General features: G+C 64.5%; 25 protein-coding genes. 12 read left to right on the top strand and 13 right to left on the bottom strand.

The window, feature by feature from the left end; translation table 11 throughout:
• Positions 1-71: 71 nt before the first annotated feature.
• From ACIPHN_RS00355 to ACIPHN_RS00375, 5 genes are all read right to left on the bottom strand, one after another.
• Positions 72-848 (bottom strand): peptidylprolyl isomerase, encoded by a 777-nt coding sequence (locus ACIPHN_RS00355; protein WP_400431106.1) that lies wholly within the window; start codon positions 846-848, stop codon positions 72-74.
• A 91-nt stretch (positions 849-939) separates the two neighbouring features.
• Positions 940-1,224, bottom strand: a complete 285-nt coding sequence (locus ACIPHN_RS00360; protein ID WP_400431109.1) for a BolA family protein — start codon at positions 1,222-1,224, stop codon at positions 940-942.
• Complete coding sequence (locus tag ACIPHN_RS00365) at positions 1,221-1,841, bottom strand: septation protein A (protein WP_400431112.1); 621 nt, start codon at positions 1,839-1,841, stop codon at positions 1,221-1,223. The genes ACIPHN_RS00360 and ACIPHN_RS00365 overlap by 4 nt, the downstream gene beginning before the upstream one ends.
• 50 nt (positions 1,842-1,891) lie before the next feature.
• Positions 1,892-2,287 carry a peptide-methionine (R)-S-oxide reductase MsrB gene (msrB, locus tag ACIPHN_RS00370; protein WP_400431115.1) on the bottom strand — a complete coding sequence of 132 codons (396 nt, stop codon included), beginning with the start codon at positions 2,285-2,287 and terminating at the stop codon, positions 1,892-1,894.
• A gap of 45 nt (positions 2,288-2,332) precedes the next feature.
• Complete coding sequence (locus tag ACIPHN_RS00375) at positions 2,333-3,808, bottom strand: YdiU family protein (RefSeq protein WP_400431118.1); 1,476 nt, start codon at positions 3,806-3,808, stop codon at positions 2,333-2,335.
• A 187-nt stretch (positions 3,809-3,995) separates the two neighbouring features.
• Here ACIPHN_RS00375 and ACIPHN_RS00380 point away from each other — a divergent pair, with 187 nt between their 5' ends.
• The 5 genes from ACIPHN_RS00380 (at position 3,996) to ACIPHN_RS00400 (ending at position 8,001) form a co-directional block, all read left to right on the top strand.
• Positions 3,996-4,931: a branched-chain amino acid ABC transporter permease gene (locus ACIPHN_RS00380; protein WP_400431121.1), complete on the top strand. Its 936-nt coding sequence runs from the start codon at positions 3,996-3,998 to the stop codon at positions 4,929-4,931.
• A gap of 4 nt (positions 4,932-4,935) precedes the next feature.
• The gene (locus tag ACIPHN_RS00385) at positions 4,936-6,159 is read left to right on the top strand and encodes a branched-chain amino acid ABC transporter permease (protein ID WP_400431124.1); all 1,224 of its coding nucleotides are present in this window, start codon (positions 4,936-4,938) and stop codon (positions 6,157-6,159) included.
• Positions 6,156-6,914 (top strand): ABC transporter ATP-binding protein, encoded by a 759-nt coding sequence (locus ACIPHN_RS00390; protein WP_400431127.1) that lies wholly within the window; start codon positions 6,156-6,158, stop codon positions 6,912-6,914. Before ACIPHN_RS00385 ends, ACIPHN_RS00390 begins: the two co-directional genes overlap by 4 nt.
• Positions 6,907-7,623 (top strand): ABC transporter ATP-binding protein, encoded by a 717-nt coding sequence (locus ACIPHN_RS00395; RefSeq protein ID WP_400431130.1) that lies wholly within the window; start codon positions 6,907-6,909, stop codon positions 7,621-7,623. Before ACIPHN_RS00390 ends, ACIPHN_RS00395 begins: the two co-directional genes overlap by 8 nt.
• Positions 7,624-7,719: 96 nt before the next feature.
• Positions 7,720-8,001, top strand: coding sequence for a hypothetical protein (locus ACIPHN_RS00400; protein ID WP_400431133.1), 282 nt, complete (start codon positions 7,720-7,722; stop codon positions 7,999-8,001).
• Between the two features lie 51 nt (positions 8,002-8,052).
• Here ACIPHN_RS00400 and ACIPHN_RS00405 read toward each other — a convergent pair whose 3' ends face one another.
• The 3 genes from ACIPHN_RS00405 to ACIPHN_RS00415 form a co-directional block, all read right to left on the bottom strand.
• Positions 8,053-9,360, bottom strand: coding sequence for an MFS transporter (locus ACIPHN_RS00405; protein ID WP_400431136.1), 1,308 nt, complete (start codon positions 9,358-9,360; stop codon positions 8,053-8,055).
• A gap of 157 nt (positions 9,361-9,517) precedes the next feature.
• Positions 9,518-10,276 carry an SDR family oxidoreductase gene (locus ACIPHN_RS00410; protein WP_400431139.1) on the bottom strand — a complete coding sequence of 253 codons (759 nt, stop codon included), beginning with the start codon at positions 10,274-10,276 and terminating at the stop codon, positions 9,518-9,520.
• 194 nt (positions 10,277-10,470) lie between these two features.
• Positions 10,471-11,904 carry an aldehyde dehydrogenase family protein gene (locus ACIPHN_RS00415; protein WP_400431142.1) on the bottom strand — a complete coding sequence of 478 codons (1,434 nt, stop codon included), beginning with the start codon at positions 11,902-11,904 and terminating at the stop codon, positions 10,471-10,473.
• Between the two features lie 296 nt (positions 11,905-12,200).
• On the opposite strand from ACIPHN_RS00415, the gene ACIPHN_RS00420 reads away from it, so the two are divergent.
• The 3 genes from ACIPHN_RS00420 to ACIPHN_RS00430 all read left to right on the top strand — a co-directional run bounded on the left by ACIPHN_RS00420 (position 12,201) and on the right by ACIPHN_RS00430 (position 15,425).
• The gene (locus ACIPHN_RS00420) at positions 12,201-12,983 is read left to right on the top strand and encodes a FadR/GntR family transcriptional regulator (RefSeq protein ID WP_400431145.1); all 783 of its coding nucleotides are present in this window, start codon (positions 12,201-12,203) and stop codon (positions 12,981-12,983) included.
• A gap of 69 nt (positions 12,984-13,052) precedes the next feature.
• Positions 13,053-14,009, top strand: a complete 957-nt coding sequence (locus ACIPHN_RS00425) for a LysR substrate-binding domain-containing protein (RefSeq protein WP_400431148.1) — start codon at positions 13,053-13,055, stop codon at positions 14,007-14,009.
• A 234-nt stretch (positions 14,010-14,243) separates the two neighbouring features.
• Positions 14,244-15,425 (top strand): diguanylate cyclase, encoded by a 1,182-nt coding sequence (locus ACIPHN_RS00430; RefSeq protein WP_400431151.1) that lies wholly within the window; start codon positions 14,244-14,246, stop codon positions 15,423-15,425.
• On the opposite strand, the gene ACIPHN_RS00435 is transcribed toward ACIPHN_RS00430, so the two are convergent.
• The 3 genes from ACIPHN_RS00435 to imuA are packed head-to-tail and all read right to left on the bottom strand — an operon-like array spanning position 15,426 to position 20,829.
• Positions 15,426-18,641, bottom strand: a complete 3,216-nt coding sequence (locus tag ACIPHN_RS00435; RefSeq protein WP_400431154.1) for an error-prone DNA polymerase — start codon at positions 18,639-18,641, stop codon at positions 15,426-15,428.
• Between the two features lie 9 nt (positions 18,642-18,650).
• A complete protein-coding gene (locus ACIPHN_RS00440) occupies positions 18,651-20,132 on the bottom strand; it encodes a Y-family DNA polymerase (RefSeq protein ID WP_400431157.1) in 1,482 nt (493 codons plus the stop codon).
• The gene (imuA, locus tag ACIPHN_RS00445; protein ID WP_400431160.1) at positions 20,062-20,829 is read right to left on the bottom strand and encodes a translesion DNA synthesis-associated protein ImuA; all 768 of its coding nucleotides are present in this window, start codon (positions 20,827-20,829) and stop codon (positions 20,062-20,064) included. Before imuA ends, ACIPHN_RS00440 begins: the two co-directional genes overlap by 71 nt.
• Before the next feature lie 321 nt (positions 20,830-21,150).
• On the opposite strand from imuA, the gene ACIPHN_RS00450 reads away from it, so the two are divergent.
• Complete coding sequence (locus ACIPHN_RS00450) at positions 21,151-21,504, top strand: KGG domain-containing protein (protein WP_400431163.1); 354 nt, start codon at positions 21,151-21,153, stop codon at positions 21,502-21,504.
• A gap of 113 nt (positions 21,505-21,617) precedes the next feature.
• Here the strand turns inward: ACIPHN_RS00450 and ACIPHN_RS00455 are convergent, their stop codons facing one another.
• Positions 21,618-22,373, bottom strand: coding sequence for a YoaK family protein (locus tag ACIPHN_RS00455; protein ID WP_400431166.1), 756 nt, complete (start codon positions 22,371-22,373; stop codon positions 21,618-21,620).
• 738 nt (positions 22,374-23,111) lie between these two features.
• Here ACIPHN_RS00455 and ACIPHN_RS00460 point away from each other — a divergent pair.
• Entirely contained in the window at positions 23,112-23,360 is a 249-nt protein-coding gene (locus ACIPHN_RS00460; RefSeq protein WP_400431169.1) for a hypothetical protein, read from the top strand.
• Between the two features lie 188 nt (positions 23,361-23,548).
• Here the strand turns inward: ACIPHN_RS00460 and ACIPHN_RS00465 are convergent, their stop codons facing one another.
• Entirely contained in the window at positions 23,549-23,761 is a 213-nt protein-coding gene (locus ACIPHN_RS00465) for a hypothetical protein (RefSeq protein ID WP_400431172.1), read from the bottom strand.
• A gap of 313 nt (positions 23,762-24,074) precedes the next feature.
• Here ACIPHN_RS00465 and ACIPHN_RS00470 point away from each other — a divergent pair, with 313 nt between their 5' ends.
• Together ACIPHN_RS00470 and ACIPHN_RS00475 are read left to right on the top strand one after the other, a co-directional pair.
• Positions 24,075-25,193 carry a nucleotide excision repair endonuclease gene (locus ACIPHN_RS00470; protein WP_400431175.1) on the top strand — a complete coding sequence of 373 codons (1,119 nt, stop codon included), beginning with the start codon at positions 24,075-24,077 and terminating at the stop codon, positions 25,191-25,193.
• A gap of 12 nt (positions 25,194-25,205) precedes the next feature.
• Positions 25,206-26,579, top strand: a complete 1,374-nt coding sequence (locus tag ACIPHN_RS00475; RefSeq protein WP_400431178.1) for a hypothetical protein — start codon at positions 25,206-25,208, stop codon at positions 26,577-26,579.
• Positions 26,580-26,590 lie beyond the last annotated feature (11 nt).

Genomic DNA, 26,590 nt, shown 5'->3' on the forward strand with positions numbered 1-26,590 from the left:
AACCTTGGCCGGGCATGTGGCGCACTGCGGGAGGAAGGACGCCTGGTCCTTCCTTCGTAAGACCGGGGTGCTTATTGCACCTTGGCCTTGCCGCGCAGTTGTTCCTGGTAAGCCTGCAGCTTCTTCTGTTGCAGGGCTTCGGCGATCTGCGGCTTGACTTCGTCCAGGGTCGGGACCTTGGCCGGACGCACGTCTTCCAGCTTGATCACGTGCCAGCCGAACTGGGTCTGCACCGGAGTCTGGGTGACGTCACCCTTCTTCAGGGCCACCATGGCGTCGGAGAAAGGCTTCACGAACGAGGCCGGGGTCGCCCAGTCCAGGTCGCCACCATTGGCTGCCGAACCGGTGTCCTTGGATTGCTTGGCCAGGTCTTCGAACTTGGTGCCAGCCTTGAGCTTGGCGATGATGGCTTCGGCGTCTTCCTTCTTGTCCTCCAGGATGTGGCGGGCATGGTATTCCTTGTCGCCGGCCTGGGCCTTGAACTTGTCGTATTCAGCCTTGATGTCGGCGTCCGAGACCGGGTTCTTCTTCAGGTAGTCGGCGATCAGGGCGCGGATGACGATGGACTGGCGGGCCAGTTCCAGCTGGTTCTTGACGTCGGTGCTGTTGGCGAGGCCTTGCTTGTCCGCTTCCTGCATCAGGATTTCACGGTTGATCAGCTCTTCCTTGACGGCGCCGCGCAGTTGCGGGCTGTCAGGCTGGCCTTGTGCAGTCATCTGCTTGATCATCAGATCGGCGCGGGAGGAGGGAATCGCCTTGCCGTTCACGACAGCCAGGTTTTGTGCGAAAGCCGGGATGGAAGCGATTGCGAACAGCAGCACCAGCAGACGAGCGGGTTTGAATGTCATTGTTTAAATCCTAGAAAAGAAAGGAATGAATCAAAACGGAGATGAAAACAGGAAGGGGGATAACGGTTGGCGTCGCTCTTTGTTCTTGGTCTCAGTTCGTTGCCTCTGACGGGGAAAGTGCCACGATGGCCAGCGCGTGGATCTCCTGCTGCATCAGGTCGGACAGGCAATCATACACCAGCCGATGGCGGTTCAACCGATTTTTGCCCTCAAACAAGTCGGAAACCAGGCGGACCCTGTAATGCCCTCCGCCCGAGGCCGCACCGGCATGACCGGCATGCAATGCGGACTCGTCCTCGACCAGACAGGCGCTGGGCGAGAAAGTTGCAACCAGGCGTGCGCGAATGCGTTCGACCCGGGTATCGGCGGCGCTCATTCGGCGTCCTTCATGTACTTCGACAGGAACAGGCTCTGGCCGATGATGAAGGCGAACATCAGGCCCATGCTGCCGAACATCTTGAAGTTGACCCAGGTATCGAGCGGGTAGTTGAAGGCGACGTAGAGGTTGAGCACGCCCATGACAGCGAAGAAGGCGATCCAGGCCAGGTTCAGGCGCGGCCAGATGGGCTCGGGCAGGCTGACCTGCTTTTCCATCATGACGCGGATGAGGTTCTTCTTCATGAACAGCTGCGACACCAGCAGTGCCAGGCCGAAGCACCAGTACAGGATGGTCGGCTTCCACTTGATGAAGGTATCGTCACGGAAATAGATGGTGGCGCCACCGAAGACCACGATGATGGCCAGGGACACCCACAACATCGCATCGACCTTGCGCCGGCGCAACAGCAGCCAGGCGATCTGCGCCAGGGAGGCGACGATGGCCACGGCGGTCGACAGCAGGATCGGTGCCTGGGTGGCCGTGACGGCACCGGCCGACATGGCGCCGCCCAGGTATTGCATCACCAGGTCCTGCGCGGCCGAGGGATGGCCCTCGGCCCATTTGAACACGCCGAAAAACAGGATGACGGGGAACAGATCGAACAAAAACTTCATCGGGAGGACTTCTTCATGAATCGGGTTGATCGGCAATCATCCTGCAGGCATCAGGCCGGGTCGAAACGCAGCGAGGCCGAATTGATGCAGTAGCGCAGTCCGGTCGGCGGCGGGCCGTCGGGGAAGACGTGGCCCAGGTGGGCGTCGCAGACATTGCAGATGATCTCGGTGCGAATCATGCCATAACTGCGGTCCACTTTCTCACGGACGTTGGCGGGATCGATGGGTTCGAAGTAGCTGGGCCAGCCGCAGCCGGAGTCGAACTTGGCATCCGAGGTGAACAGCGGCGTGTCACAGCACACGCAGGTATAGGTGCCGGCTTCGTGGTGATCCCAGTAGCGGCCGGTGAAGGCGCGTTCGGTAGCGGCTTCGCGGGTGACCTGATAGTCGATGGGGTCGAGCTGGGCGCGCCACTCGGCATCGGTCTTTTCTACTCGTTTGGTCATGTTGGGCTCCTTGTTGATGACGGGCTGGTTCTGGCAGGTTCTGGATCAGGAAGAGCAGCTCACTTCCAGGTGACTGGCCCAGTCGGGTGGCAGGTCGGCGTACTTGTCATGTTCGGGCTGGTCGTCGAAGGGGCGGCGCAGGATGGCCTGCAGGCGCTGCACCTCCAAGAAATCCTTCTGCTGTGCCTTTTCGATGGCGACCTGGGCGAGGTAATTGCGTAGCACGTATTTGGGGTTGACCGCATGCATTGCAAGCCGGCGGGCCTGGTCGTCGCTGTCTTCGGCGCGCAGGCGGGCGCGGTATTGCGTGGCCCAGGCATCGAAGGCCGGGCGGTCGAGGATGAGGTCGCGCAGCGGCTCGTCGTGGCTGGTATTGCTGATCTGCAAGTCGCCCAGGCGACGGAAGAACAGCGTGAAATCGACATGGTTGGCCTGCAGGATGGCAAACAGGGCCTCGAGCAGCTGGCTGTCCTCGGCCTGCTGCGTACGCAGGCCCAGCTTGGCGCGGAACAGGGCGTCGTGCTGCGCCTGGAAGATCGCATCGTAGTCGGCCAGCGCCGCCTCGGTCTCTTCCACCGTGCCGATCAGGGGCAGCATGGCCTGGCCCAGCGCGAAGCAGTTCCACTGGCCGATGCGCGGCTGCATCTGGTAGGAATAGCGCCCCTGGCTGTCGGTGTGGTTGCAGATGTGGCGGGCATCGAAGGCTTCCATGAAGCCGAAGGGGCCGTAATCCAGCGTCAGGCCGAGGATGGACATGTTGTCGGTATTCATCACGCCATGCATGAAGCCCACCGCCTGCCATTGCGCCATCAGGGAGGCGGTACGGCGGGTGACTTCCCTGAGCAGGGCCTGGTAGGGATTGTCCTGGCCCAGCAGCTCGGGGTAGAACTGTTCCAGCACGGCATCGCCCAGCAGCTTGAGATCGTCGAAGCGCTGGTTGTAGTACCAGTGCTCGAAGGAGCCGAAGCGGATGAAGCTGGGCGCCATGCGGGTGACCACGGCGGCCGTTTCGGGTGTCTCGCGCATGATGCGCTGGTCCGAGCCGATCACGGTGAGTGCGCGGGTGGTGGGGATGCCCAGCGCGGCCATGGCTTCCGAGCAGAGGAATTCGCGAATCGACGAGCGCAGCACGGCGCGGCCGTCGCCCATGCGGGAGTACGGCGTCATGCCGGCGCCCTTCAACTGCAACTCGATGCGACCGGCGCCATCGGCCGCCGGCAGGTCGCCCAGGGTGATGGCCCGGCCATCGCCCAGCTGGCCGGCCCAGACGCCGAACTGGTGGCCCGAATAGACCGCCGACAGCGGCAGGGAGCCATCTGCGATACGGTTGCCGGCAAAGATGTCCAGGAAGTCCTGGTCATCGCTGGCCGGGCGCGTCAATCCGACGCCGGCACCGGCATCATCGCTGAAGCCCACCAGGTAGGGAGCGGGCAGGGGCGTGGGTTGCAGGCGGGTGTAGAAGGCCGGCGGCAGGTCGGCAAAACGGTTGCCCAGGGGCGCAATGGAGTACGGAGTCGTCATGTAAAGCCTGTGTAGCCCGGGACCGGGCGCAATCCGCTATTTTGACAGAGAAGCGCGAATCCCATAGGATCGCTGCACTTTTCCACCCGGCCGCATGACCGGGCCTGTCCGGGTCTACCTGCCCGGACCCATTGACACATTGACACTTCAACCTTTCGACCCTCCGCACCCTGGCAAGGCTGGCAACTTGGAATTCGCACTGATCACCTTCCTTAATGGCCTGGGCTACGGCTTGCTGCTGTTCATGCTGTCTTCCGGCCTGACGCTGATCTACAGCATGATGGGCGTGCCCAACTTCGCCCATGCCAGCTTCTACATGCTGGGCGCCTATGTGGCCTATGCCCTGGCCAGTATGCTGGGGTTCTGGCCGGCGCTGCTGCTGGCGCCGCTGCTGGTGGGCGTGGCCGGCGCGCTGGTGGAGCACTACGGCCTGCGCATCGTGCATCGCTACGGTCATGTGCCGGAGCTGCTCTTCACCTTCGGCCTGTCCTACCTGGTGGTGGAACTGGTGCAACTGGTATGGGGCCGCTCGCCCGTGCCTTACCGCATCCCGCCGACGCTGGATGGCACGCTCTTTACCCTCTATTCGACCGCTTTTCCGGTCTATCGCGGTTTCATGCTGCTGGTGGCTGTGCTGATGCTGCTGGCCCTGTGGCTGCTGCTGCGCCACACACGCATCGGACTGGTCATCCAGGCCGCGCTGAGCCATCCGCACATGGCCGAAGCGCTGGGCCACAACGTGCCGCGCGTGTTCATGCTGGTGTTTGGCGGCGGTTGCGCGCTGGCGGCGCTGGCCGGTGTCATCGGCGGCAATGCCTTCGTCACCGAGCCGGGCATGGCGGCGGCAGTGGGCAGCATCATCTTCGTGGTCGTGGTGGTCGGCGGCCTGGGCTCGCTGGCTGGCGCCTTCATCACTTCGCTCCTGATCGGCCTGATGCAGACCTTCGCGGTGGCGCTGGATGTGTCGCTGGCCAGCCTGGGCGTGCAGGTGGCCTCGACCAGCCCGTGGGCGCCGCTGGTGCGCCTGACGCTGGCCCAGGTGGCGCCGGTGCTGCCCTATCTGCTGCTGGTACTGACCCTGATCGTGCGGCCCAAGGGGCTGATGGGCAAGCGGGAGGGATGATGCGATGAAACGGATCCTGCTGCCCTGGTTGGGCTTTGCGCTGGTGCTGCTGGCCGCGCCCCTGGTGTTCCCGCAGAGCGCGTCCCTGTCGCTGCTGTCGCAGATGGGGACCATGGTGTTGCTGTGCCTGTCCTACAACATGCTGCTGGGTGAGGGCGGCATGCTCTCCTTCGGTCACGCGGTCTATTCCGGCCTGGGTGCCTTTGGCGCCATCCACCTGATGAACCGCATGGCCGAGGGCGCAGTGTCCTTCCCGGTGACGCTGGTACCGCTGGCCGGTGGCCTGAGCGGCGCCCTGTGCGGCGTGGTGCTGGGCTATCTGACCACGCGCCGTGCCGGCACCACGTTTTCGATGATCACGCTGGGGCTGGTGGAGCTGGTGTCAAGCTGCGTGCTGATGTTTCCCGAGCTGTTCGGCGGCGAGGGCGGCATTTCCGGCAACCGGGTCATCGGCGAACCGCTACTGGGCGTGAGCTACGGGCCGCAGATCCAGGTCTATTACCTGATCGCCGGCTGGCTGCTGGTCTGCGCCGTGGCGATCTGCGCGCTGCGGCATACGCCTCTCGGGCGCATCCTCAACGCCGTGCGCGACAATCCCGAGCGCGCCGCCTTCATCGGCTACGACCCGCAACGGGTACGCTACCTGGCGCTGATCCTGTCGGCCTTCTTTGCGGGCGTGGCCGGCGGGCTGTCGGCCATCAATTTCGAGATCGTCAGCGCCGAATACGTGGGCGCGCTGCGTTCGGGGACCATCCTGTTGTTCACCTTCATCGGTGGCACCGCCTATTTCTACGGCCCCATCGTCGGCGGCGTGGTCGGGGTGTTGTTCTCGTCCTGGCTGTCGGCCTATACCCAGGCCTGGCAGTTCTACCTGGGGGCCTTCTTCATCCTGATCGTGATGACCACCCCGGGCGGACTGGCCAGCCTGATCGACCGGGGCATGCACCTGCTGCGCAGCGGGCGCTTCGGCTGGCGCATGACCGGTTGGCTGGCGGCCTGGCTGCTGGCGGCCTTGCTGGCGCTGGCCGGCATCGTGCTGGCTACCGAGATGGCTTACCAGGCCAGCCTGGGTAGCCTGGTCGATACCGGTGCGGGAGCCGCGTCCTTGCTGCTGTGGGGCCAGGCCGTTGACGTGCATGCACCGCTGTCGTGGCTGGGCGCGCTCTTGCTGGTGGCGGCCGGCGTGTCCGGCCTGCTGGCGTTGCATCGCCAGGGGGAGCGCCGATGACCGGTCAGCTTGCCCTTGAACTGCAAGGCCTGCACAAGGCCTTCGATCGCAGCGAGATCATCCGTGGCGTCGACCTGCAATTGCCGGCCGGTGAACGCTGCGCCCTGATCGGGCCCAATGGTGCCGGCAAGTCCAGCCTGTTCAATCTGGTGTCGGGACGCCATCGCTGCGATGCCGGGCGTGTGCTGCTGCATGGCCAGGACATCACGCGTCTGTCGCCACAGCAGATCAGCCGGCTCGGACTGGCGCGGAGCTTCCAGATCACCAGCCTGTTCCCACGCCTGTCGGCCTTCGAGAACGTGCGTTGCGCGCTGCTGTGGGCATTGGGGTATCGCTATGCCTTCTGGCGCCGCCTTGGCGGCTTGCACGACAGCCGCGATCGCGCCCTGGCGGTGCTGGACAAGGTCGGCCTGTCGGCCCGCGCCCAGGTGGCCGCCGGGGAATTGAGCTACGCCGAGCAGCGCGCCCTGGAACTGGCCGTCACCATTGCCGCCGATGCCTCGGTGATCCTGCTGGACGAACCCACGGCCGGCATGAGCCGCGCCGAGAGCGCGGCGATGGTGGCATTGATCCGCGAGGTCACGGTCGGCAAGACCCTTTTGATGGTAGAACATGACATGCAAGTAGTTTTCGACTTGGCAGACCGCATCGCCGTCATGGACAATGGCCGTGTGATCGCCTGCGACAGCGCGGCCAGCATTCGCGCCAACGCCCAGGTGCAGGCCCTTTACCTGAACCGGAGTCGCCATGAATAAGCCTCCCAGCTTGCTCAGCGTGCGTGGCCTGCATGCCTGGTACGGGCAGAGCCATGTCTTGCAGGGGATCGACCTGCAGGTCGAGGCGGGCGAGGTGGTCAGCATCCTTGGCCGCAACGGCAGCGGCCGCTCCACGCTGCTCAAGGCCCTGACCGGGCAGGTGAGCTGCAGTGGCGAGATCCTCTTCGCCGGCGCCTCCATCGCCGGCCGTGCTACCCACGATATCGCCCGGCGCGGCATGGCCTATGTGCCGGAAAGCCGTGATGTCTTTCCCTCCCTGACGGTGGAGCAGAACCTGCTGCTGGGGCGCAAGAGTGGCCGCCCGCCCGAGGATGGCTGGCGCTATGACGATGTCTATACCCTGTTCCCGTCCCTGGAAAAACGCCGCAAGGTGGCGGCCGGATCGCTGTCCGGCGGCGAGCAGCAGATGCTGGCGCTGGGCCGCGCGGTGATGGGCAATCCCCGCCTGATGCTGATCGATGAACCGACCGAGGGCCTGTCGCCGCAGATGGTGGAGCAGGTCGCGCATTATCTGGCCTTGCTGCGCCAGCGCCGTGTCGCGGTCTTGCTGATCGAGCAGAAGCAGAGCCTGGCCCTGGACCTGTCGCAGCGCGTCTATGTGATGGGGCGGGGCGAAATGGTCTTCCACGGCACGCCGCAGGCGCTGCTGGCCGACCAGTCGGTGCAGCGCGACTGGCTGGCGCTCTGAGGCCGGCAATCGCAGCCTTTTCTAGTCGGCCAGCGATGGCCGGCATGGCGGCGGCGGAGGCACAATCCCCGGCTCCACATCCTGTGCGGGTCCATCATGCTGAGCTGGCTTGTCCTGATTGCCTTGTCCGTGCTCGCGACGGCGGCTGCCGATCGCGCCTGGTTGCGCCATGTCGCCCGCGAGGACCTGCCGCTGCATGATCCCGAGGGGTATCTGGAGATGACGGCCAGGATGACCGAGCTATGCCACGGCGACCGCCAGCGGGTCGATGCGTTGGTGGCGCAGCAGCGCCAGCGCCTGCCAGAGGCCCGCCAGGCCGAGCTGGTACGGCTGGCCATGCAGGACTTGCTGGCACCGCAGGCGACGGGACCTCAATGAAAAAACGGCGGCTCATCGAGCCGCCGTTCTTGTCTTGCCGCGCTGTCGCGATCAGCGGTTCACCAGCTTGGCCGGCAAGGTCAGGGTCAGCAAGCCGCCCAGGACCAGCGAGGCCGCCAGCACGTACATGCCGGCATTGGTGCTCTGGGTGGTGTCCTTCAACCAGCCCACCAGGAAGGGGCTGACGAAGCCGGCCAGGTTGCCCAGCGAGTTGATCAGGGCGATGCCGGCGGCGGCGGCCGTACCCGACAGGAAGGCCGTCGGCAGGCTCCAGAACAGCGGCAGCGTGGTCAGGATGCCGACGCTGGCCAGCGTCAGCGAGGCCATGGCCAGCGTCGTGTTGTTGCCATAGAGGGTCGACAGCAGCAGGCCGATGCAACCCAGGAAGGCCGGGATGGCGACGTGCCAGCGACGTTCGCGACGGGCGTCGGCGCTACGGCCGATGAGTACCATGGCCACCGCCGAGAAGGCGTAGGGGATGGCGGTGAGCAGGCCCACATTCAGGGGATCGGTCACGCCGGTGCTCTTGATGATGGTCGGCAGCCAGAAGCTCACGCCATACAGGCCCATGACGAAGCAGAAGTAGATCGCCGCACCCAGCCAGACACGGCCGTTGACGAACATCGCGCCCAGGGTCAGGTGCTCCTTCTGACCTTCTTCATGGCTGATATTGGTTTCAAGCAGCTGCTTTTCTTCTTCGGTGAGCCAGCCAGCAGCACGGATGCTGTCCTTCATGTAGGCAATCACCATCACGCCCAGGATCAGCGAAGGAATGGCTTCGAGGATGAACATCCACTGCCAGCCGGTATGACCCCACACGCCCGGCATGACATGCATGATCCAGCCCGACAGGGGGCCGCCGATCACGCCCGAGAGGGCGATGCCGGTCATGAACAGTGCGGTGATCTTGCCGCGACGCGCAGCCGGATACCAGTAGGTGAGGTACAGGATCACGCCGGGGAAGAAGCCCGCTTCAGCCAGGCCCAGCAGGAAGCGCATGATGTAGAACATCTGCGGCGAGGTCACATAGGCCATGGCGCCGGAGATGATGCCCCAGGTGATCATGATGCGGGCGATCCACATGCGCGCGCCCACCTTGTGCAGGATCATGTTGCTGGGGACTTCGAAGACGAAGTAGCCGATGAAGAAGATACCGGCGCCCAGGCCATAGACGGTTTCGCTGAACTTCAGATCCTGCAGCATCTGCAGCTTGGCAAATCCGACGTTGACGCGATCCAGGTAGGACACCACATAGCACAGGAACAGCAGGGGGAGTAGTCGCCAGGTGACTTTGGCGTAGGTGGCATCTTCAAAGGACGCACGGGTGGCGCCGGCGGCGGCGCCTGCTTGGTAGGTCATATCTCGCTCCAGTAGGTTTGACGTTCTTTTGTTTTACGTCGCCGAACCCTTCTCTGTGGCCGGCTGACGGTGCCAAGCATTGTAGTGCCGGTGAGAACATTGTCAAAGAAATATCCTCACCTCAAGCATGAAGAAATTACATGCGATGTGTTGCGCCTTACACGCAGCGGCCGCCGTCGACCTCGATGCACACGCCGGTGACGAACTGGGCCTCATTCGAACCCAGGTAGAGGCAGGCGTTGGCGATGTCTTCGGGCGTGGAGAAGCGGCCCATGGGGATGGTGGCGACGAACTTCTTGCGGTTTTCCGGGGTGTCGGGCACGCCCATGAATTCGGCCAGCAGGCCGGTGGCCGAGATCACCGGGTTCACGCAGTTCACGCGGATCTTGTCCGGACCCAGTTCGGCGGCCATGGACTTGCTGGTGGTGATGACCGCACCCTTGCTGCCGTTGTACCAGGTCAGGCCGGGGCGCGGACGCACGCCGGCGGTGGAGGCGATGTTGACGAAGGCGCCGCCGCCGACCTGGCGGAAGTAGGGCACGAAGGTCTTGGCCGAGAGGAAGATGCTCTTGACGTTGACCGCATAGACGCGATCGAACTCGTCTTCTTCCACTTCCAGCATGGGGCGGTTGCGGTGGGTGGTGCCGGCGTTGTTGACGACGATGTCGAGCTTGCCGAACTGCGCCAGGGCCGTGGCCAGCAGCTGGTCCATGTCGGCGCGCTTGGAGACGTCGGCCTTGGCAAAGACGGCCTTGCCGCCGGATTGCTTGATCTCTTCGACCACGCGCAGGCCGCCGGCCTCGCCGATATCAGCCACCACCACGGCCGCGCCTTCGCGGGCATAGGCCTTGGCGATGCCTTCACCGAAACCCGAACCGCCACCGGTGACGATGGCTACCTTGTCTTGCAAACGCATGATGTGTCTCCTTGAAAAATAAGAGGATGCTCAGGATCTGTTGTGTTACACCAGACCGTTCGTCCTGAGTAGCGGCTTGGCCGCGTATCGAAGGCGTAATGACGGTGCGCCTTCGATACGGCCCTGACAGGGCCTACTCAGGACGAACGGTAGTCGCGTAATACCAGCAGGCTCCAGGTCGCATTGAATCGATTTCAACCGTGACGGATGGCGATGGTCTTGAGGACCGTGAAGCCATACAGCGCCTCGAAGCCCTTCTCGCGACCATGACCGCTGGCCTTGACGCCACCGAAGGGTAGTTCGACCCCGCCGCCGGCGCCGTAGTTGTTGATGAATACCTGACCACTGCGAATGGCCCGCGCCAGGCGCATCTGGCGACCGCCGTCGCGGGTCCAGACGCTGGCGACCAGGCCGTAGTCGGTGCCGTTGGCCAGGGCGATGGCCTCGGCTTCGTCATCGAAAGGCATGGCTGCCAGCACCGGGCCGAACACTTCTTCCTGTGCCAGGCGATGGCGCGACGGTACGTCGCGCAGCAGGGCCGGGGCCTGGTAGAAGCCGCTGGCCGGGGCGCCCGGGGCGATCTCGCCCTGCGCCACCAGCGGGATACCGTCGCGGCGGGCATCCGACAGGAAACCGGCCACGCGTTCCTGCTGGGTCTTGCGGATCAGCGGGCCGCAGTCCAGGTCCATCTGCGACGAGCCCACCCTAAGCTGGCTGAACAGGCCCGAGAGACGCTCCAGCACCTGTTCATAGGCGCCACGCTGCACCAGCAGGCGACTGCCGGCCGAGCAGGTCTGGCCGGCATTCTGGACGATGGCGTTGACCACCACCGGCAGCATGGCGTCCATGTCGGCATCCTCGAACACCACCTGCGGTGACTTGCCACCCAGCTCCAGCGTGACCGGGGTGTGATGCTCGGCCGCGCCGCGCACCACCAGCTTGCCGACATTGGGCGAACCGGTGAAGGAGACGTGATCTACATCGGGATGCTTGACCAGCAAATCGCCGGCTTCATGGCCGTAGCCGGTGACGATATTGAGCGCGCCGGCCGGGAAGCCGACCTCGGCCGCCAGTTCGGCCACCCGCAAGATGGACAGGCAGGCATCCTCGGCCGGCTTGACCACGCAGGTATTGCCGGCCGCCAGCGCACCACCGACGCAGCGACCGAAGATCTGCATCGGATAGTTCCAGGGCACGATATGACCGGTCACCCCATGCGGCTCGCGCAGGGTCAGCACCGTGTAGCCGGCCTGGTAGGGGATGGTGTCGCCATGCAGCTTGTCGGCCGCACCGGCATAGAACTCGAAGTAACGCACGATGGCGGCTGCGTCGGCGCGTGCCTGCTTCATCGGCTTGCCGCAGTCACGGCCTTCGAGCTGGGCCAGTTCTTCCTGGTGGTCTTGCAGCTTGTAGGCCAGCTTCATCATCAGGCGGCTGCGTTCGGCGGCCGAGAGCTTGCCCCAGGCGCCTTCATAGGCGCGGCGTGCGGCGCTGACCGCCAGTTCGATGTCGGCGGCGTTGCCACGGGCAATGGCCTCGAAGGGCTGGCCGTCGGAGGGATCGATGACGGGGATGCTCTCGCCGGAAGCCGGAGCGACCCAGCGGTTGTCGATGAAGTGCTGTTTCATGTCGATTGCGTCCTTTCGGTGATGACCGGAATGCGAAGAAGGCAGGACAGGGGACGACAGCAGGCGAGGGCCGGCAAGGCGGGCCTCGGGTTGACGTGTCTCCTGATATTGTTCTTGTCTTGATTGGATGCCCAATCTAAGGCAGGGCGGACAAGCTGTCAATTTATTTTACTACTTTGTCGATTGCTTCCCGCAAGGCACTGGCCGCACAGCAGGCAAATCCGCTACCATGCGCTACCGCCTGCACGCATATTCACACGCGAGGCGCAGTGACAACGCAGTACAACGGAGACCAGATGTCCCAAGCCAGCAAGCCGGCGCGTCCCGGCGCTTCCTCGGAAATCCTGGGCCTGGCCGCCGCCGGGCTGGGCTCGGTGCGGCCGGAGCGCTTTGCCGAGCGGGTCTACGAGACCTTGTTCCATGCCATCGTCGAAGGCCGCATCGCGGTGGGTAGCAAGCTGCCCTCGGAGAATGACTTGGCGACGCTGTTCGAGGTGTCGCGCCCGGTGGTGCGGCAGGCGCTGGACCGCCTGCGCGAAGACCAGCTGGTGGAGTCGCTGCGTGGCTCCGGTACCTATGTGCGCGAAAAGCCGGGCCTGGCGACGGCGCAACTGCAAGCCGATGGTGAACCCGAGACCCGTATCGGCCACATCATGAATGGCCTGGAGCTGCGCCTGGTGATCGAGCCCGAGTGCGCCTACATGGCCGCGCTGCGCCGCAACAAGCAAGATCTGGACAAGATGGAGCGTCTTCTGGCCGGCTTCGAGGAAGCCAATGCCGTGGGCGGTATCGCCCACCATTTCGATTTCGGCTTCCATGAAGCCATTGCCATGGCCACTGCCAACATGCGCTTCGTGCAGGTGATGAAGACGCTGGAATACGATGTCAGCCACGCCGTGAACATGTTGCGTCACCTGATGCACATCCCGCCCTGGAAGCGCTCCCAGGATGCCATGGACGAGCACCGCCAGATCTTCGAGCTGATCCGCATCCAGGATGCCGAAGGCGCGCGCCGCGCCATGCGCGGCCATATCGAGAATGCGCGTACCCGCATGTTCAATAGTCGGCCCGGCTTGTAAACTGAAATAACAACTGCAGGCGGATGCTGCCGATCGCAGCACCGCACGCCGAACACTGGAATTGTCCGTATGGAATTACGCCAACTGCGCTACTTCGTGGCCATCGTCGATCATGGCTCGCTCTCGCGCGCCGCGCGCGTGCTGCACATCGCCCAGCCGGCGCTGACCCAGCAGATCCGCCAGCTCGAAGATGAAATGGCGGCGCAATTGCTGCACCGCTCGGCCCAGGGCGTCATCGCCACCGATGCCGGCAAGGTCTTCTACGAGCACGCGCTGGCGATCCTGAAGCAGGTGCAGGATGCCAAGCAGGCCGTGGCGCAATCCACCGACAAACCCTCGGGGACGGTGGCGCTGGGCATTCCACAGAGCGTCTCCAATGCGCTGGCCCTGCCGCTGCTCACGGCGGTGCGCTCCACCTATCCCGAAATCACGCTGCAGCTGACCGAGGAGCTGACCGGCAATCTCATCAGCCAGCTGAAATCCGGCCGCATCAACCTGGCCGTGCTGTTCGACGACGGCCAGCTGTCTTCCTTCGCGGCCACGCCGATGATCGAGGAAGAGATGATGTACATCACCCGCGCCCAGTCCCAATATGGCGTGACCGGCCGCCGTGGCGTGCCCCTGTCCCAGGCCATCCAGGCGCCGCTGATCCTGCCAGGGCTGGCGCACGGTGTGCGTCCACGCATCGAGAACCTGGTGCGCGCCCAGGGCATGACGCTGGACAATGTCATCGAGATCAACTCGGTGGCCATCCTCAAGTCGGCCATCCTGGCCGATATCGGCGCTACCATCCTGCCGGTGGCGCCGCTGCTGGCCGATATCGAGCGCGGCGAAATGGTGGCGCATTCCATCGCGGGTGAGCACATCTCGCGCACCCTGGTCCTGTGCGCTTCGCGCAATATTCCGCTGACCACCGCTGCGGCAGCCGTCGAGAAGCTGGTGCTGGATGTCACCGACGAACTCTGCCGTTCCGGGAAGTGGGGGCATACCCAGGTGCTGGAGCGGCAGGCCGACACACGTGCCTGAAGCTTGCATCGGCTTTCGTGAGTTTTTGCTGAAAAATCACCGGTTGGCTCAAATGGATGGGGTACACTAGCTCCCCACCGCATTCTGTTGCCCTGCGTCATCAGGCAAGCCGGTCGGGCGCCGTGGGGGCGCCTGCAGCCCGAGCCTGATGCCGGGCCGGCGCTGTCGCTGAGCGCACGGGCAGGAGCGGGGGTTCCCTGCAATCTTCACTGCCCGAGGGGCAAGCAAATCCGGATGGATCCTCTGACTGCCAGCGTGGCGCTGGTCATCGTACAGTTCTGTACCGGCCTGATCATGGCCGGGCTGTTCCTCAATACACCCAGCGAGCGCTGTACGCGTATCTGGGCGCTCTCCGGTGCGCTCTCGGGATTGGGCGTGTGCGTGACGGTAGTGAGTTATGGCGGCAGCGTCGGCCTGTTGCGCCATCTCGGCCTGCTGACTGGCAATACCGCCCTGTTCGCGGCCTGTATCCTGGCCTGGAGCGGCTTGCGCAGTTTCTACCAGCGCCAGGCGGGGTGGTGGCCGGCGCTGTTGATCGTCTTCTTCGGCGTGGCCTTCGAGATCCTGCTACTGCTGGATCTTCCCTTTGCGCAGCGCAGCCTGCTGGTCATCCTGGGCCTGCAGCTCTCCTTCCTGTTGTTGCTGATGGAATTCCTGCTGGGTTTGTCGGGACCGATGGCGCGGCGCTATGCCCGTTGGGGATTCGGACGGATCACCGGCTTGCTGGCGGTGTCGCTGCTCATCGGGGCCTATCTCGGGCGCATGCTGCTGTCGCAGTCGCGTCCGGCCTTGTTCGAGCCACCGGCCATGAGCGGCCTGGGCGTGGCGCTGGTCTACCTGATTCCGCTGGGGGGCACCTTGCTGCTGGTGGTGTCGCTGATGATGGTGTATTTCGAGCGCCTGCTGGCCGACAAGCAGCGCCTGGCCACCGAGGATGAACTTACCGGCACCCTCAACCGGCGCGAGCTGGTGCGCAGCGGCGAGCTGGCCCTGCAACAGGCGCTCAGCGGGGGCAAGATGCTGACCCTGGCCTTCATCGACGTCGATCACTTCAAGCAGATCAACGATCGTCACGGCCACCTGATGGGCGACCGCGTGCTGGCGGGGATAGGCACGCTGCTGCGGGAGAGTTGCCAGGAGGGCGACCTGCTTGGGCGCTACGGCGGCGAAGAGTTCTGCGCGGTCTTCCCGGGCCGGGGTGACGCCGAAGCCAGCCTGGTCGGACAGCAGCTGCTGGAGTCGGTGCGCGCACGCAGCTTCGACCATGGTGACCAGGTCACCATCAGCGTCGGCCTGGCGGTATTGCAGCCAGGTCAGGTACGCAGCTGGGATGCGCTGGTCCATGCTGCCGACCTGGCCTTGTACCGCGCCAAGAGCGAGGGGCGCAATGCCTTCCGCCTGGCGCTGGCGGCCTGATCAGAAGAAATCCCGGCTGCGCGGCTCTAGTTCGCCCAGCAGGTGGGTCCAGTCTTCCAGCCGTCCCGCCACCAGATGGCGCACCTCACCCTGGCATTGCCAGCTGCCATAGACCCCCAACAGGCGTGCATTGAGCACCTCGCTGCGCTGGCGCTCCAGCACTGCGGGCCAGATGATGACATTGGCCGAGCCGGTCTCGTCTTCCAGTGTCATGAAGATCACCCCCTTGGCCGTGCCCGGACGCTGGCGTACCGTGACGATGCCGCAGCAGCAGGCGAACTGGCGGTTCTGCAACTGGTTCAGCGCAGCCACGCTCATGAAGCGCTCACGCGTGAGCCGCTGGCGCAACAGGGCCAGCGGATGGCGGCGCAGGGTCAGGTTCATGGCGCGATAGTCGTCGATGATCTGGTCGCCTTCGCCGGGAGCGGCCAGCTCGACCGCATCGTCCGCGCGCGGGGCGCTGCGCAGCAGGTCGCGATCCGGCACTGCCCCCACCGCATGCCATAGCGCCTGGCGCCGGTGGCCGGCCAGTTCGCGCAGGGCATCGCCCGCTGCCAGGGCCTGCAGGGCATGCCTGTCCAAGCTAGCGCGTCGGGCCAGGTCGGCGACGTCGACGAAGGGCTGTTGCTGGCGGGCCTGCTCGATGCGCAGTGCGGCTTCTATCGGCATGCTGCGCAACAGGCTCATGCCCAGCCGCACGGCGGGGCGCGCCTGACCCAATTCCAGGGTCGACTCCCAACGGCTGCGCACCACATTGGCCGGCAGCACCTGCACACCATGGCGGCGCGCATCCTGGATCAATTGCGAGGGGGAATAGAAGCCCATGGGCTGGCTGTTCAACAGACCGCACAGGAATGCTTCCGGCTCGTGGCACTTGAGCCAGCTGCTGAAATAGGTCAAGAGGGCAAAGCTGGCGGCATGGCTTTCGGGAAAGCCGTATTCGCCGAAGCCCTGGATCTGGTTGAAGATGCTCTCGGCGAATTCACGCGAATAGCCGTTGTCGGTCATGCCCAGCACCAGCCGTTCATGATGCGGCCCCATGCCCCCCTTGCGCTTCCAGGCGGCCATGGAGCGGCGCAGGTCGTCGGCTTCGCTGGGGGAGTAGCCGGCCGCTTCGATGGCCACATCCATCACCTGCTCCTGGAAGATGGGGATGCCCAGGGTGCGTTCCAGTACCTTCCTGATCTTGCCGCTCTTGCTGGTGTTGTCGGGATAGTCGAAGCTGCCGCCGTTGCGCACCAGTTCGCGCCGCTGCAGATAGGGGTGAACCATGCCGCCCTGGATCGGGCCCGGCCGCACGATGGCCACCTGCACCACCAGATCGTAATGGGTACGTGGCTGCATGCGCGGCAGCATGCTCATCTGCGCCCGGCTCTCGATCTGGAACACGCCGATGGTATCGGCCTTGCAGATCATGTCGTAGGTGGCCGGGTCTTCCCGGGGGATATCGTGCATCTGCATTGGCGCCGCCAGTGCGCGCCGCAGACTGACCAGTTCCAGCGTGCGGCGCAGGGCGGTCAGCATGCCCAGCGCCAGCACATCCACCTTGAGCAGGTTGAGGGATTCCAGGTCATCCTTGTCCCATTCGATGACGGAGCGGTCTTGCATGGCGGCATTCTGGATCGGCACCAGTCGCGACAATTGCCCGCGCGCGATCACGAAGCCGCCGGTATGTTGCGACAGGTGGCGCGGAAAGCGCAGCAGCTTGCCGGTGATGCTGGCCCACAGGCCGATCTGCGGCAGCGTCGGATCGAGGCCCGCTTCGGCAAAACGCTCCAGCAGTTCTTCGCGACTGTCGAACCAGTGCTGTGACTTGGCAACCGTATCGACGATAGCTGCATCCACGCCCAGCGCCCGGCCTACCTCGCGCAGCGCACCGCGCGGCCGGTAGCTGTGTACGGCCGCGGCCAGGGCGGCGCGGCGACGGCCGTACTTGCGATAGATGTGCTGGATCACTTCCTCGCGCCGCTGGTGCTCGAAGTCGACATCGATATCGGGTGGTTCATTGCGGTTTTCACTGATGAAGCGGGCAAACAGCAGGCGCGTCGAGGTCGGATCGACCTCGGTCACGCCCAGGCAGTAGCAGACCGCCGAATTGGCCGCCGAGCCACGTCCCTGGCACAGGATGTCGCGGGAACGGGCGAACCTGACCAGGTCGTGGACGGTGAGGAAATAGGCTTCATATTCCTTCTGGGCGATCAACGACAGCTCCACCTCGATCTGCGCCCGAACGCTGCCCGGTACGCCCCCGGGGTAGCGCCGCGCTGCGCCGGCCAGGGTTTCCTGGCGCAGGTATTGGGCCGGCGTCATGCCCAGTGGCACCAGTTCATCCGGGTACTCGTAGCGCAATTCATCCAGGCGGAAGTGGCAATCGGCCGCCAGTGCCAGCGTCTGCGCCAGCGCGGGGAGCGCATGGACCATAGCCAGCCGCATCCGTGGCCGCAGATGCTGTTCGGCATTGGGCGCCAGTGCATGGCCGCATTCCTGTACCGGCTGTCCCAGGCGGATGGCGGTGACCACGTCCTGCAGGTACTTGCGCGAGCGCCGGTGCATGCGCACATCGCCCACGGCGACCAGCGGCAGGCCGTGGTGCTGGACCAGGCGCTCCAGCACCTCGCTGTGCAGATCATCCAGTGGCCGGTACAGGCGGGTCTGGCCGACCCAGGCCCGCCCCGGGGCGAGCCGCGACAGCCAGCGCAACTGGGCGTCCAGCGTGTCTTCATCGGCCGGGTAGTCCGGCACCAGGATCAGCTGGCAATCGGGCAGGGCGCGCAGATGGGACAGGGCGGGTGGCGGAGTTTCCAGGTCTTGCGGTGAGAGCAGGTAATCGCCCTTGTCGGCGCGGGTACGGGCCAATGTGATCAGTTCGGACAGGTTGCCGTAGCCTTCGCGGTTGCGCGCCAGTGCCACCAGGGTCTGCGATGCCAGCGGATGGGCGGGATCATCCTTCAGGGCGGTGAAACGGAAGCAGCTGCCGATGATGAGCTTGAAATCCAGTGTCTGGTTCTTCCTGAACTGCTCTACATAGGCGGCATGCGCCCGTACCACACCGGCCAGCGTGCATTCATCGGTGATTGCCAGCGCCCGGTAACCCAGGGCGATGGCGCGGTCTACCAGTTCCTGGGCATGCGAGGCGCCCTGCAGGAAGCTGAAGTTGGTGCGGCAATACAGTTCGGCATAGTCGGGCAAGCCGCCGGCGGTGGGAGCAGGTCGCATGGCCAGCCCCTAGCCGAACAGGCCGTGCAGGAACCATTGCGGTTCCTCGTCGGGACGTTCGCCACCGCGCCACTGGCGGAAGATCCAGTAATACGCATGCTGGGCGTCGCGCGCGGTGAAGTAGTCGCGGGTCAGCGGCCGGCCTTCCCACCAGCCGGCCTCGATGCGCTCTGGCGGCGAGGTGAATTCCAGCGGGCTGCGGTAGACCGGACGGTGCTGGTGCAGACGCAATGGCAGCGGCTCTTCCAGCAACCATAGGGGGCGTGGGGGCAGGTGGGCCGGATTGCTCGTCATCGGCGCCGGCAGCCGGTTCGTGGGCTGCATGACGCTGCACCAGCGATTGGCGATCTCGGGCCGGTGGTCGGCGCGGGGCGCGGCTTGCCTTACCTTGTCGGCGCCCAGGCGCGCCACCAGCAGTTCCAGCAGGCGCTGATGGTCTTCGGCGCTGCCGCCGGGCTCGGGAAAGAGCAGTTCGCTGGCGGCCTGCTGGGCTTCCAGTTCATCGGCGGCCAGCCCCAGGGCGATGGCCGGGGCCGCCAGCGTGGAGCGGGCCAGCTTTTCCTTGACCAGCGTATGCAGGTGGTCTTCCTGCCAGGCCGGTACCGACAGGGCCAGGCCCAGCTCGGTGGGGGCAACGGCCTGGCGACCGCGTTCGTGCTCCAGCCACAGGCGCAGCTTCTTGATGGCCAGTTGCCGCGCCGCCAGCCACCCGGCCAGCTGGGCCAGCAGGCGCTGGGCATAGGTGGCGAGGATGTCGGTCTGGTCGATGCGGTCCGGCAGCTCGATGCGGGCGCTGAACGCCGGCGGGGCCACCACCCAGTCATGGACCTCGGGGGCGTCGCCATAGGCGCGGTCGAGCATGTCCAGCAAGCCCTTGCCACAGCGACGCTGCAAACCGGCGCGGGGCAGCCGGCGCAACTGGGCAAGCTGGCGGCATCCCAGACCGTGCAGCCATTCCAGATGGGGAACGGCGGCACTGAGCAAGACCACCGGCAGGCGATCCAGGCATCGCCACAGGGAGGGCAGGCGCAGCGTACGCACGTAGCCGAAGCGCGCCAGCATCCAGGCGCCGGTGGCGGTCACCGCGCACGCCAGCGTAGCCGACAGGCCGAGCCGGGCGATGGTGATGCGGATCTTGCGGCAGAGCGCGCGGATGCCTCCGAACAGGCGCAGGCTGGCGCTGACATCGAGCAGGATACAGGCCTGGTCGGCCAGCGCCACCTGGGGCGTGTATTGCAGCAGCGCCAGGGCGGCCTGTTGCAACATGGCTGTTTCCTGCAAGGGGGTGCGGTCGTGCTGGTGGGCAGCGGGGGCCAGCAGTTGCACGCCGCCGCGCCGCATGCCCTCCTGCACCCCCAGCGCGCGCGCGGCTGCCGACACGGCGCTGACGCGTTCGCGTTCGAATACCACCGATGCAGCCTCATCCAGCCAGTTCGGACGAAAGACTTCCAGCGGTAGCAAGGGCAGGTGTACGGCGATCCACAGGGGCATGGCGTTGCAAATTCGGTGAAGGCGACAAGGGCAGGAACAGGGGCTGCTCGCGCAGCGGCCCGCGTCGTTTGAGAAAGCCGATATCCAGTCCATCGCGCGCGGCGTGCAGGGTCAGCCGCAACGGCGCCGGCGAGGCCTCGCGCGCGCAGGCCAGCGGACGGAACATGAAAAACAGGGTATTGCCACTCTGGGCGGCGATATGCAGCCGTCGCAGCAGATCGTGATCGCCCTTGCGCTGGCGGGCTTGCCACATCAGCAGGGCCTGGCAACTGTCGGCACGCAAGACCTGCTCGGCCGCCCAACCGGCATCGGCGGCATGATCGGCCTGCAGGTGTAGCAGGCGCGCGGCAGCTACGCCCATGTGCGCCCAGCCCGGTGCATTGACCTGATAGGGGGCTTGCAGCAAGGCGATGCGTTCAGCCCGGGCCAGCCGTTGCGCTGCCCTGGCCGGCCCTTGTACGTGCTCTTGGGCCAGCAGTGGACGCAGCAGGCGCAACTCGCCGATGCCATCCTGTGGCAGCAGCAGTTCGATGAGCACACCCGGCGGCCAGCCGCGGTCGGGCAACTCCGCGTCCAGCGCTTCGAAGCCGCTGGAGACGCCACGCGCACCGCCACGCGCCAGCTGGGAAGCCAGCCAGAGCGAAGGATGGATCGTTTCCGGCGTACGGACACGGAGCGGGGAAGAGGGCGTCGACATGAAGGCTTGCGTCAGGGAACTGCCATCCAGGCAGGGAAAACTCGATAACTGTATAAATATACAGTATTTGATTTGACGCGTGACGAAATCTGCCAGGAAGCGAGTTTCTTGTTATTTATCTATTAATGAAAATGGGCATGGGCAAGCTCATCTTCACGGATTCCTTCATGTCCTACAGCCAATGCTGACATGGGCTGTAGAGCTCTTCCGATAGTAGGTGAGGGCCAGGCTTCCTACACTGCAGTCGTGGACATCTGCCAGGGCCATCCGGTCGGGCAGTCGCTCTGCTTACTTTCGACTATCCAAGACAAGGAGTCACACATGGCAAATGCACAAAATCCTGGAAACAGTCATCGCGGCTTTGCCGCCATGGATCGTGAAAAGCAGCGTCAGATCGCCAGCATGGGCGGCAAGGCTGCGCACGCCAAGGGGGCGGCCCATGAATTCACTTCCGCTGAGGCACGTGAAGCCGGACGCAAGGGTGGCCTGAACAGCCATGGTCGCAAGAGCGCCGCCAACGATGCGGCTATGCCCCAGGTGGTGGCGCCTGCCGGCCAGCCGCAGATGACCCAGAGCACGCCGCAGGATCAGGCCTCGCAGCCGAGCGCCCCGTCCTTGCAGCCGCAGTCACAACAGCCGCAGCAATCGGACGAGCATTCCCGTCAACCTGTCTGACCCGCCCGTTTCCTCAGGCAGCAGCCGCTAGCGCCCGGGTAGCGCGCGGCCGCGGTACAACAAGAAAACGAAAGGCGCGTACAGCGCCTTTTTTGTTGTCATCACGAAAGTTTTCACTGCCGTACCAGATCATCCATCATCGGCACCAGCGCCAGCAGGAACAGGCCTGCCGCCAGCGGCATGGTGGCCAGGAAACCGATGCTCTTGAAGCCCAGCGCCCCGACCACGCCGCCCAGGAAGAACATCGCCAGCAGCGACGACAGCAGCAGGAACTTGCGCCAGGATCCCGGTACCGGATCCTCGCCCAGGGCTTCGCCCGGCTGGCGCGGCGCCAGCGTCCAGTAGCACATCTTGCCGATCTCGATGCCGATGTCGGTGACCAGGCCGGTGACATGGGTGGTGCGGATCTCGGAACGGGAGATCTTGCTGATCATGGCATTCTGCAGGCCCATCACATAGCACAGCAACGAGACCGTTACCGGCACGAACAGCATGCGGTGATTCTCCAGGTTGCTGCCCAGGATGCCAAAGCACAGCAACAGCATGGCTTCGAGCATCAGGGGCATGGCGTACTCGCTTTGCAGGCTACGGCGCCGGGCCCAGTTGATCATCACCGCCGAACAGGCCGCGCCCGTCATGAAGGACAGCAGGGCGCTGGCGCCGGCCACCAGCAGCAGGGTCTCGCCCAGCACCAGGTTGTCCGCCAGGGAAGAGACGATGCCCGACATGTGCGACGTATATTGACCCACGGCCAGGAAGCCACCGGCATTGACGGCCCCGGCGATGAAGGCCAGAGAACGGCCCAGATGGCGGTTGGAGAGATCGGTGCGCGCCGGACTGGTGAGACGGCGCAGGTAATTGATGGGCATGAAGGATCCGCGCGGGTTGTGCCTGAAGCGCCAGGACGGCTTGTCGTGGCCTTCAGCATGGCATGTGCCGACAAGCATACTTCTTCTCGTAGCCCTCAGGGCGGGGACAGGCCAAATCCTGATCTGCATCAGTGCCCTCGGGCCTGCCCGAGGTACCAGGAAAACGGACAAAAAAAGGGCCGCCTGGGGGAGGCGGCCTGAGGGGGAGGGATATAAGACGCCGAAGATCGGGGGAATCTTCGATGAATTTCTGCTTATGAAAACGACCCGTGGGGATAAACCGATGGGGGATGGACGTTTTTCATGACACGACGGAGGGGGACGTTCGTGTCGGAATGTGGGTCCTCGGTTTCGAGTGCGTTGGATGCATAGTATCGATGCATTGCAAAAATGAAGATCGGACAGTGCCCGATTAGCGTGTCAGAAAAAACCTACACGGCGGGCCGGTCGACGCTCATCGATTCTGACAATGGTCGTTGGCACTGTCTGATGCAAACGCCGGGCCGTCCTGGCTACAGTGACAGTATGCATGCGCCTGCGGGTCCGGGTGAGGATGGGTGAGCTTTGGTGGGCCTGTCACCTGGAGTCGCACTGCTGTACACGCCCATCCCTTAGGTAAAAAGGACGCATGGAAGCAGAAAATGCGCTTCCGTTGCGGCTGCAATCGTCTATGCTGAATTGAGCCCAGCTCCCAGCCTGTCATGTCCCATCCACGCCTATGCGCCGAGGAGACCTGTCATGAAGCACTTCGCCAAATCCGTTGAGCAGCAGCAAGCCGGCCTGTTCATGCCGCGCGTGGCCAAGCTGGACAAGCACAAGTTCGTGGCTTATCTCGACACCCGCATCGATCATCTCTGGAGCATGGACCTGCATGGTCAGCCGGTGCGCATCTGCAAGAAGCGCAAGAGTGCCGAGAAGGCCGCGCTGGCGTTGCTGGCCGAGGCCATGCGCCAGCATGAGGCGGAACCGTCCGAGCCGTTCGCCTAGGGACAAGCGGGGCCGCTCTGGCACCTCCGACCTTCGTCAGCCTGGTTCAACCATCTCAACCATCGCTTTGTGGTGATGCGCCGCGCGCTACTGCGAAGGCTGCGCTTTCGTGCGCGGGTGGTGCCGCAGGTGCGCTGATTTTTCACTCATGAATGATCCCCTTGCACCTTAAACCGGGCGAGCCGGGCCTATCTCCGCGTGTTCTGCCTGAGCTTGTGGTGGTTCTGGTGATCGTTACTTGCCGTATCCATGTCGGGTGCTTTTTTGATGCGGGTGATATTGGACGTGGCCACCGGATCGCTACTGGGGAAGCTCATCTCGTTGGCTTCGTCCAGCGTCACTTCCGAGGGGGTGTCGTACTGGGTGGGACGATGATGCTGTGCGGGTTTGCGGTGGCTCATGGCAAGCTCCTTTCGCTTCGACGCAGGTTGCGTGTGGGTAGGTAATCAGCGTACCGGGCCGGCCTGACCGGTCATATCAGGAGAGCGCGCAAGTGCGCGTAAGAATGCATGAGGAATGGCGGCCTCGATTGCCTTGGTCGCCCGTGCCAGCTCGGCGGTGCCAGCGGTGTCTCGGACAATGGGCAATGTCCTACACGATCTTCATCATCCTGCCGACTGTGTCGGTCCGGGTGCCTCTCCATAATCCCCACCATTCTCAGCGCCCCGTTACCCGGGACGCCGCCACCATCGACAGAGCACGTCCAGACGTGACATGAACAACAAGAAGGATTTGGCCAGCGCCATGAATACCATCTGCCACCGTAGCTCGCGAACCTCGTTGATCCAGCTTTTCACCCATCCCCTGATGCAAGTCGCGATGCCCGCGCTGATGCCGCATGCACCGTCGGCCCAGCCGCGCAAGCTGCCGGCAGCGCTGGTGGAGCGTTTGCTGGTGCAGGAGAGCGAGCATGGCCAGCCTGTTCAGCCCCGCACGAGTTTCAATGCGCCGCTACCGGCGGCGACTCGGGCGGCGACCCTGGCATATCCCTCGCATCCCTCGCATATTGAGCGCGCCGGCATCGAGGCCCTGCCCGATGGTTGCGGCGTCTACCTCTTGCGTGGCGCAGACGACCGGCCGCTTTATGTGGGCCGCAGCCTGAACCTGCGCAGCCGTGTTCTGGCGCACCTGCACAATCGTGAAGAGGCCTACCTGATCGGCCAGACGCACCGTATCGAGCATCGCCGCACTGCCGGCGAGCTGGGCGCGGCGCTGCTGGAACATAGTCTCTTGCGCGATCTGCAGCCCAGTCATAACAAGAAGCCTCGCACCAAGCGCGGCCTGTTCACCTTGCACCTGGACCTGGACGGCCGGCCACAGGTGGCCCAGGTCAGCGAGTCGGAACTGGGGCGTGCCGAGAATCTCTTCGGCATCTTCTCCAGCGAGCGTGCTGCCCGGGATGCCCTGCACCAGCTGGTGGAGCACCATGCTTTGTGTTCGATTGAGACCGGACTGGAACAGGCCGCTAGCCTGGGCATGGCCTGCTTCGCCCGGCAGATCAGGCGCTGCCGCGGTGCCTGCACCGGCGAGGAGTCCGGCGAACAGCACCAGCAGCGCCTGATGCAGGCACTGGAGGACTTGCGCATCCAGCCTTGGCCCTATGCCGGTGCGATGGGCATCATCGAGCAAGGCGATGGCTGGCAGCAAGTGCATGTGATCGATCACTGGCGCTACCTGGGTTCGCTGGATCGCGATCACCGCCAGCTCACCCCCAGACCTGCTGCCAGTCTCAAGGGCTTCGACCTGGGCAGCTACAAGCTGGTGATCCAGCCCTATCTGCTGGGACAACTGGAACTGCGCGCATTGCCTGGCCTGCCACTGATGAACTCCTGACCCCGGACCTGAATGCCAACACGACTTCCATTGACCGCCGCAGCGCTGCTGTGGTGCGCCCCTGGCGCGATCTCGCTGGCGCTGGCTGCCGAAAACGGCAGCCTGTGCTCCCCCGGTCTGAGCCTGGACAAGGACAAGCTGGCCACCCATCTTATCCAGACCTATCCGGTCAGTACCGCCTATCTCTCCGTGGGCAAGGAAGCGGCACCGCTGTCCTCGCCACGCGCACTGGTGGCCTGGCTGCTTCACAAGCGTGCAGCCGAGAAGGCTGCCGGCGTGGCCTGCAGCGGTGACAGCTGCAATGTCGAACGCATGGCGCAGGACCTGCAAGGCCTGCTGGATGGCAAGGATGCCCGTTTTGCGGCCACCGGCAGCAGCAATGCCGAAGCCTTCTTTGCTGGCAATAGCCGCGCCTCGTTACGTTGTACGGTGGCCGATGCCACCCTGGTGCTGCCGCATGCCGGCGCCGCTGCGCGCATGCAGGATGCCCCGGTGGTCGTGGCGGCGGCCACGCCGCCGGTCACCGCCGGCAATGTTGGCAATGCTGCCCCGGCCCCCGCGCCACAACCGGGCTGGCTCGAGCACGTGCGCGTGCGCGGCAATCCTGACCAGCTTTCCATCGACCGCAGCAACCAGGCGGGCTATGCCTCGGTCGAGCGCGCCCGCGTGACCCTGGCCAACGATGACGTGGCGCAGTCCCGTACCAATGATGTAGTGGTCTATGCTGGCTATTCGCTGGACAAGCGGCCCATGGACGATACCGGCAGCACCTACGAGGCCGTGCCGTATGTGGGCCTCAAGCAGAACCGCGTGACCGTCTATGACAACGGCAATCCGACCGTGACCACCACCCGCACCAGCCAGGTGGGGATGCTGTCGGCCTTCCATTTCGCCCATCCCGGTACGGCTGACACCGAAGACCTGACCGCCCGGCCGGACTACCTGGTCAACAATACCGATGGCAGTCGCCTGCTGACGCTCAACTTCACGCTGACGCCGGTGCGTCCGGGTTTGCTCAATGATTTTCTGCGCTGGGGCAATGGAGTGGCGTTCAAGCCCATCCTGATCGGGCAGAGCCGCAATGGTATCTATGCCAGCCGTGGCGATGCGGACGTCTATGACCAGCACCAGGACTTCATCCGCCTGGGCGCCCAGGCCGGTTTCACGCTGGCCTCGACCAATCCGGCGCTGCCATTCGATTTCACGACCACGTTCACGGGACTGAAAGCCTTGCAGGGATCACGCAGCATCCACTACTGGAAATCGGTGCTGACCTATAACTTCAACCAGAATGTCGGACTGAGTCTGGACTATTCCAACGGGCTGCTGCCCGATAGCGGCGATCCGGAGCGCAAGTGGGGGTTGGCGGTGTCGTCGAAGTTCTGACTTCAGAACAA

The organism is Herbaspirillum sp. NPDC087042 (assembly GCF_044745245.1).
GTDB lineage: Bacteria > Pseudomonadota > Gammaproteobacteria > Burkholderiales > Burkholderiaceae_D > Herbaspirillum.